Genomic DNA, 14,010 nt, shown 5'->3' on the forward strand with positions numbered 1-14,010 from the left:
ACCCCGCCCACCGTGATTTCGTTCCCGTGCAACAGACACGCGATTGGTTTTCGCAAGGCTAGGACCGGACGCAGCGCTCGATGACCCCGACCTCCTCAACGCAGGCTCAGACTGGTTCGGTCAAGACTGGTCCGCAAGCCGTCGACTTTACCCACAGGCTGACCGAGGTCGCCGGGACGGTCGAGACCTTCCTGGTGGAACGGCTCGGACCGGAGGTGGGCACCGGCGAGATCACCCGGCCGCCCCGACTCATGGCGGCGATGCGGCACGCGGTGCTGGGCGGCGGCAAGCGCCTGCGGCCGTTCCTCGCCATCGAGACCGCCCGGATGCTCGGCGGGTCCGAGGCGCCGGCGCTGGCCGCCGGCGCCGGGGTCGAGCTGGTGCATTGCTACAGCCTCGTCCACGACGATCTGCCCGCCATGGACGACGACGACATGCGCCGCGGCAAGCCGACGGTCCACAAGGCCTACGACGAGGCCACCGCGATCCTGGTCGGCGACGCCCTGCAGACGCTGGCTTTCGAGATCGTGGCCGACCCGACCTGGCAGCCGGACGCACGGATCCGGGCCGACCTCGTGCTCGGCCTCGCCCGGGCCTCGGGCCTCGGCGGCATGGTCGGCGGGCAGCTCCTCGACCTCACCGCCGAAGGCCGCTTCGGCACGGCCACCCTGGACGTGGACGACACCCTGCGGATGCAGGCGATGAAGACCGGCGCGATCCTGGCCTTCTCGGTGGAGGCCGGCGCGATCGTCGGCGGCGCCGACGAGGGCCAGAAGGCAGCCCTGCTGCGCTACGGTCTGGCCCTGGGCCAGGCCTTCCAGATCGCCGACGACATCCTCGATCGGGAAGCCTCGCCCGAAGCCATGGGCAAGGCCACCGGCAAGGACAAGGAGGCCGGGAAAGCGACCCTGGTCGACCGCCTCGGCCTCGACGGGGCCCGGGCCGAGTGCGACCGCCTCGTCGGCGTCTGCGAGGATGCGGTCGGCCCCTGGGGCGAGAGCGCCCGGATCCTCCGGGACGCCGCCCGCTTCACGGTGGCGCGCAAGACCTGAGGGCCGGAACCTCGACATTTGAGCGGATCGGTTTGACCGGGCCGCAACCGGGCTGCGCCGATGGAGAGGCGTGCCGTCCCGCGATCCGACATACCGTCTCCTGGCCGCCGGCTTCGGCCTCGGCGGCCTCGGTTATCTGATGAGCCCGTCCGAGCCCGACCTGGACGACATCCTCATCGGCCTCGGCTGCCTGGTCCTCTGCGGCGGTTTCTCGGCCATCGCACCCGCCAAGCGGCCTGGGCAGGTCGAGACCCTGCCACCGGAACCCGCCGGTCGCGCGATCGCGAGCGCGGAGGTTCCGAAATCCCATCGGCTGCTCCGGATGGAGGTCCCGCAATCGGCCTCGCGCCTGCCGGAGGCACCCGCCCACCGGCGGCGCGACGGCGATCGGCGGCCGCCGGGGCAGTCGTGAGCGGCGCCGGCTCGGTCAGGCCCGGTTGTTCTTGTTGTAGACGTCGAGGCAGACGGCGGCGAGCAGGACCACGCCCTTGATCACCAGCTGCCAGTCGCTGCCGATGCCCATCATCGACATGCCGTTGTTCATGATTCCGATGATGAAAGCGCCGATCACGACACCCGACACCTTGCCGATGCCGCCGGCCGCTGAGGCGCCGCCGATGAAGCAGGCGGCGATCGCGTCGAGTTCGAACCCAACGCCGCCCTTCGAATTCGCGGTGTTGAGACGGGCGACCAGGATCAAGCCCGCGAGGCCCGCGAGCGCGCCCATGTTGGCGAAGGTCAGAAAGGTCAGCCGCTCGGTCTTGATGCCGGACAGGCGGGCGGCCTTGACATTGCCGCCGAGCGCGTAGATCCGCCGCCCGATCGTCGTCCGCGTGGTGACGAACTGGTACAGCATAACCAGGGCGAACATCACGAGCAGCACGTTGGGCAAGCCGCGATAGTCGCTCATCTGGTAAGCGAAGGCGAGGATCACGATCGTCGTCACACCGTTGCGGGCGAGGAACGCCGCCGGAGAATCGGCCGGGCCGCCGTTTCTGACCCGCACCTGCCGGCGGCGCCAGTTCAGGCCAACGAGCGACGTCGTGAGTCCGAGAGCGATCAGAACTGCGGTCCAAGGCCCGGCGAAATTGGCGAGGAAGCCCTTGGAGAGCGCCTGAAAGACTTCCGGGAACGGCCCGACAGAGGCGCCCTGCAGGAGCGCCTGCGTCAGACCGCGGAACACCAGCATGCCGGCCAGGGTGACGATGAAACTCGGGATACCGAGATAGGCCACGAAGTAGCCCTGCAGCCCGCCGATCGCGGCGCCCACCACCAGGCACAGGACGGTGGCCGTCAGCGGATCGACGCCGAACCGGACCATCAGCAGCGCCGCGAGCGCCCCGACGAAGGCGACCACCGAGCCGATCGACAGATCGATATGCCCGGCCACGATGACGAGCAGCATCCCCAGCGCCATCACCACGACGTAGCTGTTCTGCAGAACCAGGTAGGTCAGGTTCAGCGGCTGAAACAGCACGCCGCCGGTCGTGTACTCGAAGAACAGGGTGATGACGGCCAGGGCGAAGACCAGCCCGTATTCGTGCAGCTGGGCCGTCGGGAGGAAGCCGCGCCAGGATCGAGGCGCGCTGCGGGGCTCACTGGCAGCCATGGGGCCTGATAGTCCTTCGCTCACGGGGATCATGGGGTTGCGCACAGTGGAGTCGGTCATCCGTTCAGGTCCTTGGAGCGCATGATCGCGCGCATGATCGCTTCCTGGCTGGCCTCGGCGCGGGGGAACTCGCCGACGAAGCGCCCCTCGTTCATGACGTAGATCCGGTCGCACAGGCCGAGGAGCTCGGGCATCTCGGACGAGATCATCACGACGCCCCGGCCCTCGTCGGCCAGTGCGTTGACGATGCTGTAGATCTCGTACTTGGCGCCGACATCGATGCCGCGGGTCGGCTCGTCCAGGATCAGCACCTTGGGCTCGGTGAACAGCCACTTGCTGAGCACCACCTTTTGCTGGTTGCCGCCCGACAGGTTCACCGTCTGCTGGGACACGCCGAAGGAGCGGATCCGCATCTTGCTCCGATAGGCGCTCGCGACCCGGTGCTCCACCGCCTCGTCGATCACCGCGGCGGTGGAGACCCCCGGCAGGTTCGCCAGGGTGGTGTTCTTGGTGATGTCTTCACCCAGGACGAGGCCGAGCTGCTTGCGGTCCTCGGTGACGTAGGCGATCCCCGCCGCGATCGCCCGGTCGATGGTTGAGACGTCCACCGTCGCGCCGTCGATCCGGACGGTGCCGCTGATGCCCTGTCCATAGGACCGCCCGAAGATGCTCATGGCGAGCTCGGTCCGACCCGAGCCCATCAGGCCGGCGATCCCGACGATCTCGCCCCGGCGCACGGTCAGGCCGACCCTGCGCACCACCGCCCGGTCGGGATGGATCGGGTGGTGGACCGTCCAGTCGCGCACCTCCATCAGGAGGTCGCCGATCTTCGGTTCGCGCACCGGATAGCGGTTCGCCATCGTGCGCCCGACCATGCCCCGGATGATGCGATCCTCGTCCACCGCCTCGCTCCGGCAGTCGAGGGTCTCGATGGTGGTGCCGTCGCGCAGGACGGTGATCCGGTCGGCGACCTTCGAGATCTCATTGAGCTTGTGCGAGATCAGGATCGACGCGATGCCCTGGTCCTTGAAGTTCAGCAGCAGCTGCAGCAGCGCCGCGCTGTCCGTCTCGCTCAGGCTGGCGGTCGGCTCGTCGAGGATGAGCAGCTTGACCTTCTTGGACAGGGCCTTGGCGATCTCGACGAGTTGCTGCTTGCCGACGCCGAGATGGGTCACCAGGGTGTCGGGGCTCTCGTGGAGCCCCACGGTGGCCATGAGCGCGCGCGCCCGCGCGTAGACCTGCTCCCGGTCGATGATGCCGAACCGAGCCGGCTCGTTGCCGAGGAAGATGTTCTCGGCGATCGACAGGAACGGCACCAGGGCCAGTTCCTGGTGGATGATCACGATGCCCAGGCGCTCGCTGTCGGAGATGTCCCGGAAGCGGCCCGGATGCCCCTCGTAGACGATCTCACCCGCATAGGAGCCGTGCGGATAGACTCCGCTCAGCACCTTCATGAGCGTCGACTTGCCGGCGCCGTTCTCGCCGACCAGGGCGTGGATCTCGGCGGGCGCGACCGTGAGGTTGACGTCGTTGAGGGCCTTGACGCCGGGGAACGTCTTGGAGATCCCCCGCATTTCGAGGACGGGCTGCATGCGACCCCTTCAGGCTCGGCCTGCACAGATGTGGCTGCGCCGGTGGGATGCCGGCTCAGGATTCAGGGCACCGTCCCGAGAGGTGGCCTTCGGCTTTCGGAACGATACGGATCGGGAAGCGGGCGCAGCGTGCCGGTTCCGCGATCCGGCACGCTGCGCGAGGGGCCGGCGCCGGCCCAGCGGTCACTTCAGCTGTTCGAGGGTGTAGTAACCCGTATCGACCAGGGCCGACTTCCAGTTGTCCTTGGTGACGATCACCGGCGTCAGCAGGTAAGACGGAACGACCTTCTTGCCGTTGTTGTAGGTCTTGGAATCGTTGATCTCGGGTTGCCGGCCGGCCTCGATGGCGTCGATCATCGCCACCGTGACCCTCGCCAGCTCGCGGGTATCCTTGAAGACCGTCGCGGTCTGCTCGCCCGCGATGATCGACTTGATCGATTGCGACTCGGCGTCCTGGCCGCTGATCACCGGCAGCTTGAGCCCCCCGGATCCGTAGCCGAAGCCTTTCACCGACGAGATGATCGCCGTGGAGATGCCGTCGTAGGGGGAGAGCACCGCGTCGAGCCGGGCATTGCCGTAGAAGGCCGAGAGCAGGTTATCCATCCGGGCCTGGGCGGTGGCCGAGTCCCAGCGCAGGGTCGAGACCTTGTCCATGCCGAACTGGCCCGACCGCACCACGAGCTTCTTCGCGTCGAAGTACGGCTTCAGCACCGACATGGCGCCGTCGTAGAAGAAGTAGGCGTTGTTGTCGTCGGGCGATCCGCCGAACAGCTCGATGTTGAACGGTCCCTTGCCGTCCTTCAGGCCGAGCGCATCGACGATGGACGTCGCCTGCTGTACGCCGACCTTGAAGTTGTCGAAGGTGGCGTAATAGTCGACGTTCGGCGTGCCCCTGATGAGCCGATCGTAGGCGATGACCTTGACGCCGCGCTCACTGGCCTTCGACAGCACGTCGCCCAGGGTCGTTCCGTCGATCGAGGCGACCACGAGAACCTTCACCCCCTTGGTGAGCATGTTCTCGATCTGCGCGAGCTGGGTCGGGATGTCGTCGTCGGCGTATTGCAGGTCGGGCTTGTAGCCCTTGGTCTGCAGCAGCTTCACGATGTTGTTGCCGTCGTCGATCCAGCGCTGGGACGACTTGGTCGGCATGGCCACGCCGATGTTATCGCCGTTCGCGGCCTGCGCCGACGGCATAGACACGCCGCCCAGGAGCGCGGCACCGAGAACCAGCTTGAGAAACCTCTTCTTGGCGAACATGATTCCCCCCGTCCGTGTTGTCGTGCCGGTGACGGCGTGCAGGCTACCGAACCCGCCGCGTCATCCCTGTCTTTCGGCACTCTCAGATCGTGATCTTGGAACCTCACCTTCAGGCCCGCGCGTTTTGACAGACGAATATCAAAATTCTCCGCCCCATGTGCCGAGTGCGCGATCCAATAGTCTGTCAATGTCTTGAAACATCACGGCCGCACTGGGCGGTCCGTGGCGGCATGGCCGCTCAGTCGGCGTGGAGGTGGCGTGATCCCGCTCCCAACTCAGGCTGGGTTGGCCCCGCCCGCTCTTCGTTGTCGAATTTGTATGAGTTATAGATCGAGCCGTCAATCGCGTCGCCGCGCGTATGACGCGGATCGCTACGACAAATGCACAGCCGGCAACGACGCCGTGCGGCTTGGCGCCGGGTCGGCGCGGAACCGGCACACATTGTCGCCCGGCCGAAACCTCGGATCCGGGCGCGAGGACGTGGCGCGCGGCGGCGCTGACCGGCCGCCCTCTCAGCCGCGTCCGACGAACGGCATCTTGGTGGCCATGATCGTCATGAACTGGACATTGGCTTCGAGCGGCAGGCTCGCCATGGTCAGCACCGCCTGGCCGACATGGTCGGGATCCATCACCGCCTCGGCGCGCAGCGACCCGTCCGCCTGCGGGACGCCGGCCTTCATCTTGCCGCCCATCGGCGTGTCGGCGTTGCCGATGTCGATCTGGCCGCAGGCGATGTCGTAGGCGCGCCCATCGAGGGACGTGGCTTTTGTCAGACCCGTGACGGCGTGCTTGGTCGCGGTGTAGGCGATCGAGTTGGGTCGCGGGGCATGCGCCGAGATCGAGCCGTTGTTGATGATGCGTCCGCCCTGGGGATCCTGGTCGCGCATGATCCGGAAGGCGTGCTGCGTGCACAGGAACAGCGCGGTCAGGTTGGTGTCGACCACCTGGCGCCAGGTCTCCAGCGGCAGGTCCTCCAGGGGCACCGCCGGAGCGCCGATCCCGGCATTGTTGAACAGCAGGTCCAGGCGCCCGAATCGATCCCGGGTGCGGGCGAACAGGCTGGCGATCGACTCGGGATCGGTGACGTCGGTGGGGACTGCGAGGGCGCGGTCGTCCCCGATCTCGGCCGCCGTCTCTTCGAGGGGGGCCGGACGACGCCCGGACAGCACCACGCGCCACCCGGCACCGGCGAGCGCCAGGGCGGCGGCCTTGCCGACTCCCGTGCCCGCCCCGGTCACGATCGCGATCCGCTCCGACATCGGTTCCTCCCGGCTGTTCTCCGGTCCGCCTGTACCGGATGGCGGCCACCGCGCGAAGGGATCGGCGTTTCAGAAGCCCCGCGCGGTCACGGAGAAGGCCTGGCGGAGCCGCTGCGCTATGTTGGCATAAGGCTCGCGAATGGGGGGACCGAGACGATGCGCCTGCGCCCGGCGGCAGGACCGCCCGCGACCGTGGATCCGGCGGTGCGGCGGTGAACGCGCCCGAAATCCCGTTCCTGGCCGGCCTCGATGCGGAGGCCGGCGCGGCCGTGCGCGCCCGCATGGTACCGGTCGCGGTGCCGGCAGGCCGGATCCTGTTCGAGCAGGGTGCGACCGGCGACGCGCTCTACACGCTCGTCTCCGGTGCCGTCGGCGTCTCGGCCCGGGACCACAACGGGGTACCCACGCGGATCGCCCGCCTGCGGCCGCCGGCGATCTTCGGCGAGATGGCGTTCCTGTCCGACGCCCCCCGGGCGGCCACGGTGATCGCTTTGCGCGACACGCACCTGCTGCAGCTCACCCGCGGCGCCTTCGAGGCGGTGATCGCCGAGCATCCGCAGACGCTGCTCTACTTCGCCCGGATGCTCGCCGACCGGCTGCGCGCGCTCTACGACGGCTACTCGGTCCACCACGCACCGCGGATCTTCACGATCCTGGCGGTCACCGACGGGCCCGACCCCGAGATCCTGGCCCACCGGCTCGCCGCCGCCTTCGACGCGCTCCTGCCCGGGGAAACCGGCTGCCTGACCGACTGGCCCGGGGGCGCCGACGAGGCGTGGTTCCAGGCCTTCGAGGCGCGGCACGCGCGCACGATCCTCGCGGCGCGGAACATCGACTGCCCCTGGTGCCGACAGAGCCAGCGGCGGGGGGACCACGTGCTGCTGCTGGCCGAGCCGGGAGCGCCGCCGCGGCCGGGCGCGGCGGCCTATCTCGAGCGGGTGCGCTCCGACTGGATCCGCATGGATCTCGTCGTCCGGCAGGACGCCGCGGCGCGGCGCCCGAAGCCAGTGCATCCCGCCGTCGCCGCGCTGCCCGCGGCGCTGCGCATCCAGCTCCGGGACGGCCGGGCGGCGGATCTCGATCGCCTGGCCCGGCTCGCCTCCGGCGCCGCCCGGGGGCTCGTCCTCGGCGGCGGCGGCGCCCGGGGGCTCGCCCATCTCGGGGTGCTGAAGGCCCTCGACGAGGTGTCCTGCGCCCCCGACTTCGTCGGCGGCACCAGCATGGGTGCGATCATCGCGGCGAGCCTCGCCATGGGCTGGAGCATCGCGGAGATCCAGGCCCAGACCGAGGCCTTCTTCGCGACCAGCAACCCGATCAACGACTACACGCTGCCACTCCACGCCCTGACCCGGGGCGCCAAGGTCGATGCCGGACTCGCCGCGCGCTACGGCGGCGCGCGGATCGAGGATCTGTGGCTGCCGTTCTTCTGCGTCTCGTCCAATCTCACCACCGGCAGCACGATGGTGCATCGCGCGGGGGCGCTGACGCAGGCCCTGCGCGCCAGCATCGCCATCCCGGGGCTGCTGCCGCCGGTGATCTGCGACGAAGGCGTGCTGGTCGATGGCGGCATGATGAACAACCTCCCGGCCGACGTCGCCGCCGACTTGGAGCGCGGGCCGGTGCTGGCCGTCGACGTCGGCAGCGACCGGGCCTTCCAGGACATGCCCCGGCGCGGCTGGACCGGACGCCTCGTGCGCAGGCTGATCGGCTCGCCGCCGGCCATGCCGGGGCTCGCACCGCTGCTGCTGCGCGCCGCCACGGTCTCAAGCGACGCACAGAGCCTGATGGCGGCCGCCCACGCCACGGTCGTCCTGAAGCCCCAGCTCTCCGGGATCGATCTGCGGGCCTGGTCGCGGTTCCAGGAAACGGCCGAGCTCGGCTACCAGGAGACCCGTGCGGGCATCGCCAGCGGCAGCCTCGCCCGGTGGTTGGACCCCCTGCGCTGATCCGTCCGCGTGCGGCAGCGCACCCGGACGCCGCGCGGCCCTGTAACCCGCGGGGCCGTGCGCCGATCTCCCGAGTACAGACGGCCCTTGGAGCTCGACGCCATGACCCAGCCCGACACGATCCGCACCGACGCCCCGCCCGCCGCCGATCCCGCCCGCGGTCTGCTGGAGGGAGCGGCCTTCGTCCTGCTCTGCCTGTGGACCCGAACCTCCCCGGTCCGCCTGCGCGACCAGCTCTCGCCGGAAGCCGGTGCCTGCGCCACGCTCGGCTTCTGACGGGACCGCCCCCGGACAGACGGAGCATCGACGCCGATGGATGTCGCAGGTGTCACCTTTCGCCGGGTCGCGCTACCCGGGCTTGGCCTGAACGTGGCCGAGGCCGGCCCCGCTTCGGGCGCGCCGACGATCCTGCTGCACGGTTTCCCGGAATTTTGGTACGGCTGGCGCCACCAGATCGGCCCGCTCGCCGAGGCGGGCCTGCGGGTCCTGGCGCCGGATCAGCGCGGCTACGGCCTCAGTGACAAGCCGTCCGGCATCGAAGCCTATCATCTGGACCGGCTGGCCGGCGACGTCCTCGCCCTGGCCGACGCCTACGGCTTCGCAGAAATCCGGTTGGTCGGCCACGATTGGGGTGGGATCGTCGCGTGGTGGCTGGCGAGCCGGCATCCCGACCGGATCGCGCGGCTCGCCATCCTGAACGCGCCGCATCCCGCCATCCTCGGCGACTACATGTGCCACCATCCCGGCCAGTGGCTGCGCAGCTCCTATGTCGGCCTGTTCCAGATCCCCGGCCTGCCCGAGCGCCTGCTCACCGCGGATCGGTGCCGGGCCCTGCGGCGCGCGCTGACCAACACAAGCCGGCCGGGGGCCTTCGCGGCCGCCGAACTCGACGGCTATGTCGAGGCCTGGCTCCGGCCCGGCGCGATGACATCCATGCTGAACTGGTATCGCGCTCTGGTTCGCCTGCCCCGGGCGACGCCACCGCGGGTCCGCGTCCCCACCGTGATCCTCTGGGGGCGCCAGGACACCGCGCTGCAGCCGGGCCTGGCGGAGGCGAGCCTGGCCTTCTGCGACGCCGGCCGGATCCGCTGGTACGACCGCGCCAGCCACTGGCTCGCGCACGAGGAGCCGGCCTCGGTCAACGCCGATCTCGCCGACTTCCTCGCTTGAACGCCGCTCCAGTAGAGGGGCAAAGGATCCGGCACAGTCAAAACGTGCCGTGCCTTGCAGGTCCTCTTCTAGTCTCGGAAGCGTCGAAGGATCGGGCGCGGTGTACGTGCAGGACGATCGATTAATCCTGCCTCCAGAATAAATTCAATCCTGCGTTCTCCGCGACATTCCGGAACCATTCGACCACTTTCCGTTTGGGTGGGTGCTCATGAGAGCGTTCCGGAGATACGCGACGATGTCTTTCCACACCCTGCTGACTGCGGGCTTCGTCTTCGGCGGCATCATGGCCGCCACGGCGACCGCCCAGGCCGCTCCGGCCGTGCCACAGACCGGCCTGGCCGGGCACGACATGGTCAAGACCATTGCGATGCATCACCATCACCGGATGCACCGCCATCATTCCACCCGCCACGAGCGGCGGATGCGCCGTCTCAACACGATGCGCCACGGCAATCCGAACGCGCGCAACCCGTCGCGGCCCGGCTATCAGCAGCAGCTCGGCAACACCACCGGCGGCCCGCGCTACTGAGCCCCAGGATACGGGTACGGCGCCACGCTCTTCCGGGAGCGGCAGCCTGCGATCATCCACCGCCGCGGCGGCTTCTCCCCAGCCGCGTCGGTGTACGCGTCCTGATTCGCGGACGCCGCTCTGCTAAGAGCTGTCATGGCTCGAACCGCCGTCCGCCCCGCCGCCGATATCACGCACGCCCCCGGCCTCGACCCGGCCGGCGCCACGCCGATGATGGCGCAGTACATCGAGATCAAGGCCGCCAATCCGGATTGCCTGCTGTTTTACCGGATGGGCGACTTCTACGAGCTGTTCTTCGAGGATGCCGAGATCGCCTCCCGGGCGCTCGGGATCGTCCTGACGAAGCGCGGCCGGCACGCGGGGACCGAGATCCCGATGTGCGGCGTGCCGGTCGAGCGCTCCGACGATTACCTGAATCGCCTGATCGCCCTTGGGCACCGGGTCGCCGTGTGCGAGCAGACCGAGGATCCCGCAGAGGCCAAGAAACGCGGCCCGAAATCGGTCGTGCGCCGGGAGGTGGTGCGCCTCGTCACACCGGGCACGATCACGGAGGACCGGCTCCTCGATCCGGCCCGGGCCAACCTTCTGCTGGCGATCGGACGCCGCAAGACCGGGGAGGGGGTGGTCGCCTACGGTCTGGCCGCCGTCGACATCTCCACCGGGCGCTTCGCCCTGAGCGAGGTCGCGGGTGGCGATCTCGCCGGCGCCATCGCCCGGCACGACCCGCGGGAGATCGTCCTGTCGGAGGCGATTCACGCGGATCCCGCCTTGGCGCGGCTGTGGCAGGAGAGCCGCGCCGCGATCGTGCCGCTCGCGCAGGCGGAACTGGAACCGCAGGCGGCCGAGCGGCGGCTGCGCGAGCAGTACGGCGTCTCGACCCTCGACGGCTTCGGCCAGTTCACCCGGGCCGAAATCACGGCCGCCGGTGCCGCGCTCCTCTACATCGCCCGGACGCAGCTCGCGGCCCGGCCGACCCTGGCGGTCCCGACCCGCGAGGATGCGGGCGGGACGCTGGCGATCGATGCGGCGACCCGGCTCAATCTCGAACTCACCCGCACCCTGTCCGGGGAGCGCGCCGGCAGCCTCCTCGCCACCATTGACCGCACCGTGACGGCCAACGGGGCACGTCTCCTGGCCGAGCACCTCGCCGGACCGCTGACCCAGCTCGAGGCCATCGCCCGGCGCCATGCCGCCGTGGCGCATCTCGTGGACGATGCCGCCCTGCGCGGCGGCCTGCGCGACGCCCTGGCCCGGGCCCCCGACCTCGCCCGCGCCCTGTCGCGGACCGGACTCGGCCGGGCGGGACCGCGCGATCTCGCGGCGATCCGGGACGGCCTGGCCGTGGCGGCGGAACTCGGGGGGCGCCTGTCCGCCATCCCGGCCCTGCCGGAGGATCTCGCCCGGCTGGCCGGCCACCTCGCCGCGGCCGATCCGGAGCTGATCGCGACGCTGACGGCGGCGCTCGCCGACGACCTTCCCCTGAGCCGGAGGGACGGCGGCTTCGTGCGGGCCGGCTACCATGCGGAGATCGACGAGGCTCGCATCCTCGGCCAGGATTCCCGCAAGGTCGTCGCCGCCCTGCAGGCGCGCTACGCCGAGCAGACCGGCTGCCGGACGCTGCGCATCAAGCACAACAACCTTCTCGGGTACTTCATCGAGGTTCCGCAATCCGTCGGCGAAGCCTGTCTGAAGGGACTCCAGAGCGACTTCGTCCATCGCCAGACCATGGTGGACGCGATGCGCTTCACCAGCGTCGAACTGGGCGCGCTCGAATCCAAGATCTCAGGGGCCTCCGACCGGGCGCTGGCCCTGGAGGCGGCGGTGTTCGACGACCTCTCTGCCCGCGTCCTCGCCCGGGCCGACGCCGTCGCCGAGGTTGCCGAGGCGCTGGCCGGCCTCGACGTGGCGGCGAGCCACGCCGAACTCGCGGTCGAGCTCGACTGGCGCCGGCCCGTGGTCGACGATTCGCTGAGCTTCGTCGTGGCGGGCGGGCGGCACCCGGTGGTCGAGGCGGCCCTGCGCCGGGCGGGGGAGCCGTTCATCGCCAACGATTGCGACCTCTCGGGCGAGACCCGCGGCCGGATCCGGCTGATCACCGGCCCCAACATGGGCGGCAAGTCCACGTTCCTGCGCCAGAACGCGCTGATCGCCGTGCTCGCCCAGATCGGCGCCTTCGTGCCGGCCGCCGAGGCGCGGATCGGGCGGGTCGACCGGCTGTTCTCCCGGGTCGGCGCCGCCGACGACCTCGCCCGGGGGCAATCGACCTTCATGGTCGAGATGGTCGAGACCGCCGCGATCCTCAATCAGGCGAGCCGCCGCTCGCTGGTGATCCTGGACGAGATCGGCCGCGGCACCGCGACCTTCGACGGCCTGTCCATCGCCTGGGCCTGTCTGGAGCATCTGCACGAGGTGAACGCCTGCCGGGCGCTCTTCGCCACGCATTTCCACGAGCTGACCGCTTTGGGCGACCGCCTCGCCCGGCTCGAGAACGCCACCCTGAAGGTGGCCGAGCACCGGGACGGCGTCGTGTTCCTGCACGAGGTCGTGCCGGGGGTGGCCGAGCGCAGCTACGGCCTGCAGGTGGCCCGCCTCGCCGGGCTGCCCGGCAGCGTCGTGACCCGGGCCGGGGCGATCCTCAAGAGTCTGGAGAAGGCCGAGCGCGGCCGCCCCGCCCGAGCCCGGATCGACGACCTGCCACTCTTCGCCGCCCTGGCGCCGCCTCCGCCCCCGGAGGCGCCCCCCGAGGATCCCCTCGGGGCGATGCTCGACACCATCGATCCGGATGCGCTGACGCCCCGGGAGGCGCTGGATGCCCTCTACCGGCTGAAGCGCGAGCGGGTGGGGCGGGGCTGAGCGGTTCGCCTCTGGCACGTCGTAGTTGGAGAGCGGGACCGGCCGATAGCGCGCTCCCACTCGCCCCTGCGGACCCACCGGATTTACATATCGCTGCCGGATAGGGGCAATGATCGGACCCACGCGCGGGTCTCCGCTCCCGTCCAAGGGAAGGGAAGTGGTTTGGCAGTCCCGGGCTGCGCGTTTTCTCGATCAGCCCAAGAATCGCGCCTCCGCGGGCGACCCTCCGCCGCCGCACCGGTTCGACCCAGCCCTCAGACCGGTGCGGGCCAGAACCCGTCCGGACAGGCCGGCTCGCCGCGGCCGGCGCGCCGGTCGGCCAGGTAGTCGAGGGTGCTGGCCACCACGCGCTCGGAATAGGGCTTGGCGATCACCCCGATGGCGCCGGCGAAATCCTTGGGGATGCGCTTCGCGTTGGCGGTCATGAACACCACGGTGGTGCGCCGGTCCTGTGAGAGCGCCCGGGCGACCTCGATGCCGGTCGGGCCGTCGATGAGATGAATATCCACCAGCGCGACGTCGGGTGCGGTCGAACGGCCCATGGCGATGGCCTCGGTGGAATTTCCGGCGATGCCCACCGTGATATGGCCAAGCTCGTCCAGCAGGCATTCGAGTTCGAGGGCGATCAGCGCCTCGTCCTCCACCACGAGGACGCGGAGCGCGGCTTCCAACGCGGCGTTCCCGGTGCCCATGCGTTCTCCGTGTCACCGTGCCGTGGACGCCGCCGCAAGCTTGGAGCGTTC

The 14,010-nt window shown here is 69.8% G+C and carries 12 protein-coding genes; 7 read left to right on the top strand and 5 right to left on the bottom strand.

Annotation, left to right across the window (positions count from 1 at the left end):
- Positions 1-80: 80 nt before the first annotated feature.
- Together MKK69_RS28330 and MKK69_RS28335 are read left to right on the top strand one after the other, a co-directional pair.
- Complete coding sequence (locus MKK69_RS28330; RefSeq protein ID WP_243973497.1) at positions 81-1,052, top strand: polyprenyl synthetase family protein; 972 nt, start codon at positions 81-83, stop codon at positions 1,050-1,052.
- A 70-nt stretch (positions 1,053-1,122) separates the two neighbouring features.
- Positions 1,123-1,464, top strand: a complete 342-nt coding sequence (locus tag MKK69_RS28335; RefSeq protein WP_243973498.1) for an energy transducer TonB — start codon at positions 1,123-1,125, stop codon at positions 1,462-1,464.
- 15 nt (positions 1,465-1,479) lie between these two features.
- Here the strand turns inward: MKK69_RS28335 and mmsB are convergent, their stop codons facing one another.
- The 4 genes from mmsB to MKK69_RS28355 all read right to left on the bottom strand — a co-directional run bounded on the left by mmsB (position 1,480) and on the right by MKK69_RS28355 (position 6,769).
- On the bottom strand, positions 1,480-2,661 hold the full coding sequence (mmsB, locus tag MKK69_RS28340) for a multiple monosaccharide ABC transporter permease (protein ID WP_243973499.1): 1,182 nt from the start codon (positions 2,659-2,661) through the stop codon (positions 1,480-1,482).
- Positions 2,662-2,717: 56 nt separating this feature from the next.
- Positions 2,718-4,253 carry a multiple monosaccharide ABC transporter ATP-binding protein gene (gene mmsA / locus MKK69_RS28345; RefSeq protein WP_243973500.1) on the bottom strand — a complete coding sequence of 512 codons (1,536 nt, stop codon included), beginning with the start codon at positions 4,251-4,253 and terminating at the stop codon, positions 2,718-2,720.
- Positions 4,254-4,436: 183 nt separating this feature from the next.
- The gene (chvE, locus tag MKK69_RS28350) at positions 4,437-5,447 is read right to left on the bottom strand and encodes a multiple monosaccharide ABC transporter substrate-binding protein (protein WP_243973598.1); all 1,011 of its coding nucleotides are present in this window, start codon (positions 5,445-5,447) and stop codon (positions 4,437-4,439) included.
- A gap of 575 nt (positions 5,448-6,022) precedes the next feature.
- A complete protein-coding gene (locus tag MKK69_RS28355) occupies positions 6,023-6,769 on the bottom strand; it encodes an SDR family oxidoreductase (protein ID WP_243973501.1) in 747 nt (248 codons plus the stop codon).
- A 212-nt stretch (positions 6,770-6,981) separates the two neighbouring features.
- Between MKK69_RS28355 and MKK69_RS28360 the strand changes: the two genes are divergently transcribed.
- The 5 genes from MKK69_RS28360 (at position 6,982) to mutS (ending at position 13,267) form a co-directional block, all read left to right on the top strand.
- The gene (locus MKK69_RS28360) at positions 6,982-8,715 is read left to right on the top strand and encodes a patatin-like phospholipase family protein (RefSeq protein WP_243973502.1); all 1,734 of its coding nucleotides are present in this window, start codon (positions 6,982-6,984) and stop codon (positions 8,713-8,715) included.
- Between the two features lie 102 nt (positions 8,716-8,817).
- Entirely contained in the window at positions 8,818-8,991 is a 174-nt protein-coding gene (locus tag MKK69_RS28365; protein ID WP_243973503.1) for a hypothetical protein, read from the top strand.
- 36 nt (positions 8,992-9,027) lie between these two features.
- Positions 9,028-9,885 (top strand): alpha/beta fold hydrolase, encoded by an 858-nt coding sequence (locus MKK69_RS28370; RefSeq protein WP_243973504.1) that lies wholly within the window; start codon positions 9,028-9,030, stop codon positions 9,883-9,885.
- A 235-nt stretch (positions 9,886-10,120) separates the two neighbouring features.
- On the top strand, positions 10,121-10,414 hold the full coding sequence (locus MKK69_RS28375; RefSeq protein WP_243973505.1) for a hypothetical protein: 294 nt from the start codon (positions 10,121-10,123) through the stop codon (positions 10,412-10,414).
- Positions 10,415-10,549: 135 nt separating this feature from the next.
- Positions 10,550-13,267, top strand: a complete 2,718-nt coding sequence (gene mutS, locus MKK69_RS28380; RefSeq protein WP_243973506.1) for a DNA mismatch repair protein MutS — start codon at positions 10,550-10,552, stop codon at positions 13,265-13,267.
- A 254-nt stretch (positions 13,268-13,521) separates the two neighbouring features.
- Here mutS and MKK69_RS28385 read toward each other — a convergent pair whose 3' ends face one another.
- Complete coding sequence (locus MKK69_RS28385) at positions 13,522-13,959, bottom strand: response regulator (RefSeq protein ID WP_243973507.1); 438 nt, start codon at positions 13,957-13,959, stop codon at positions 13,522-13,524.
- Between the last annotated feature and the right edge of the window lie 51 nt (positions 13,960-14,010).

The sequence above is a fragment of the Methylobacterium sp. J-026 genome (assembly GCF_022829585.1).
In the GTDB taxonomy this organism is placed as follows: Bacteria; Pseudomonadota; Alphaproteobacteria; order Rhizobiales; family Beijerinckiaceae; genus Methylobacterium.

Excerpts from the sequence above, each read along its gene's own strand:
- MKK69_RS28330 (WP_243973497.1), top strand. The coding sequence starts at position 81 with ATGACCCCGACCTCCTCAACGCAGGCTCAGACTGGTTCGGTCAAGACT.
- mmsB (WP_243973499.1), bottom strand. The coding sequence starts at position 2,661 with ATGGCTGCCAGTGAGCCCCGCAGCGCGCCTCGATCCTGGCGCGGCTTC.
- mmsA (WP_243973500.1), bottom strand. The coding sequence starts at position 4,253 with ATGCAGCCCGTCCTCGAAATGCGGGGGATCTCCAAGACGTTCCCCGGC.
- chvE (WP_243973598.1), bottom strand. The coding sequence starts at position 5,447 with ATGCCGTCGGCGCAGGCCGCGAACGGCGATAACATCGGCGTGGCCATG.
- MKK69_RS28355 (WP_243973501.1), bottom strand. The coding sequence starts at position 6,769 with ATGTCGGAGCGGATCGCGATCGTGACCGGGGCGGGCACGGGAGTCGGC.
- MKK69_RS28365 (WP_243973503.1), top strand. The coding sequence starts at position 8,818 with ATGACCCAGCCCGACACGATCCGCACCGACGCCCCGCCCGCCGCCGAT.
- MKK69_RS28370 (WP_243973504.1), top strand. The coding sequence starts at position 9,028 with ATGGATGTCGCAGGTGTCACCTTTCGCCGGGTCGCGCTACCCGGGCTT.
- MKK69_RS28375 (WP_243973505.1), top strand. The coding sequence starts at position 10,121 with ATGTCTTTCCACACCCTGCTGACTGCGGGCTTCGTCTTCGGCGGCATC.
- mutS (WP_243973506.1), top strand. The coding sequence starts at position 10,550 with ATGGCTCGAACCGCCGTCCGCCCCGCCGCCGATATCACGCACGCCCCC.
- MKK69_RS28385 (WP_243973507.1), bottom strand. The coding sequence starts at position 13,959 with ATGGGCACCGGGAACGCCGCGTTGGAAGCCGCGCTCCGCGTCCTCGTG.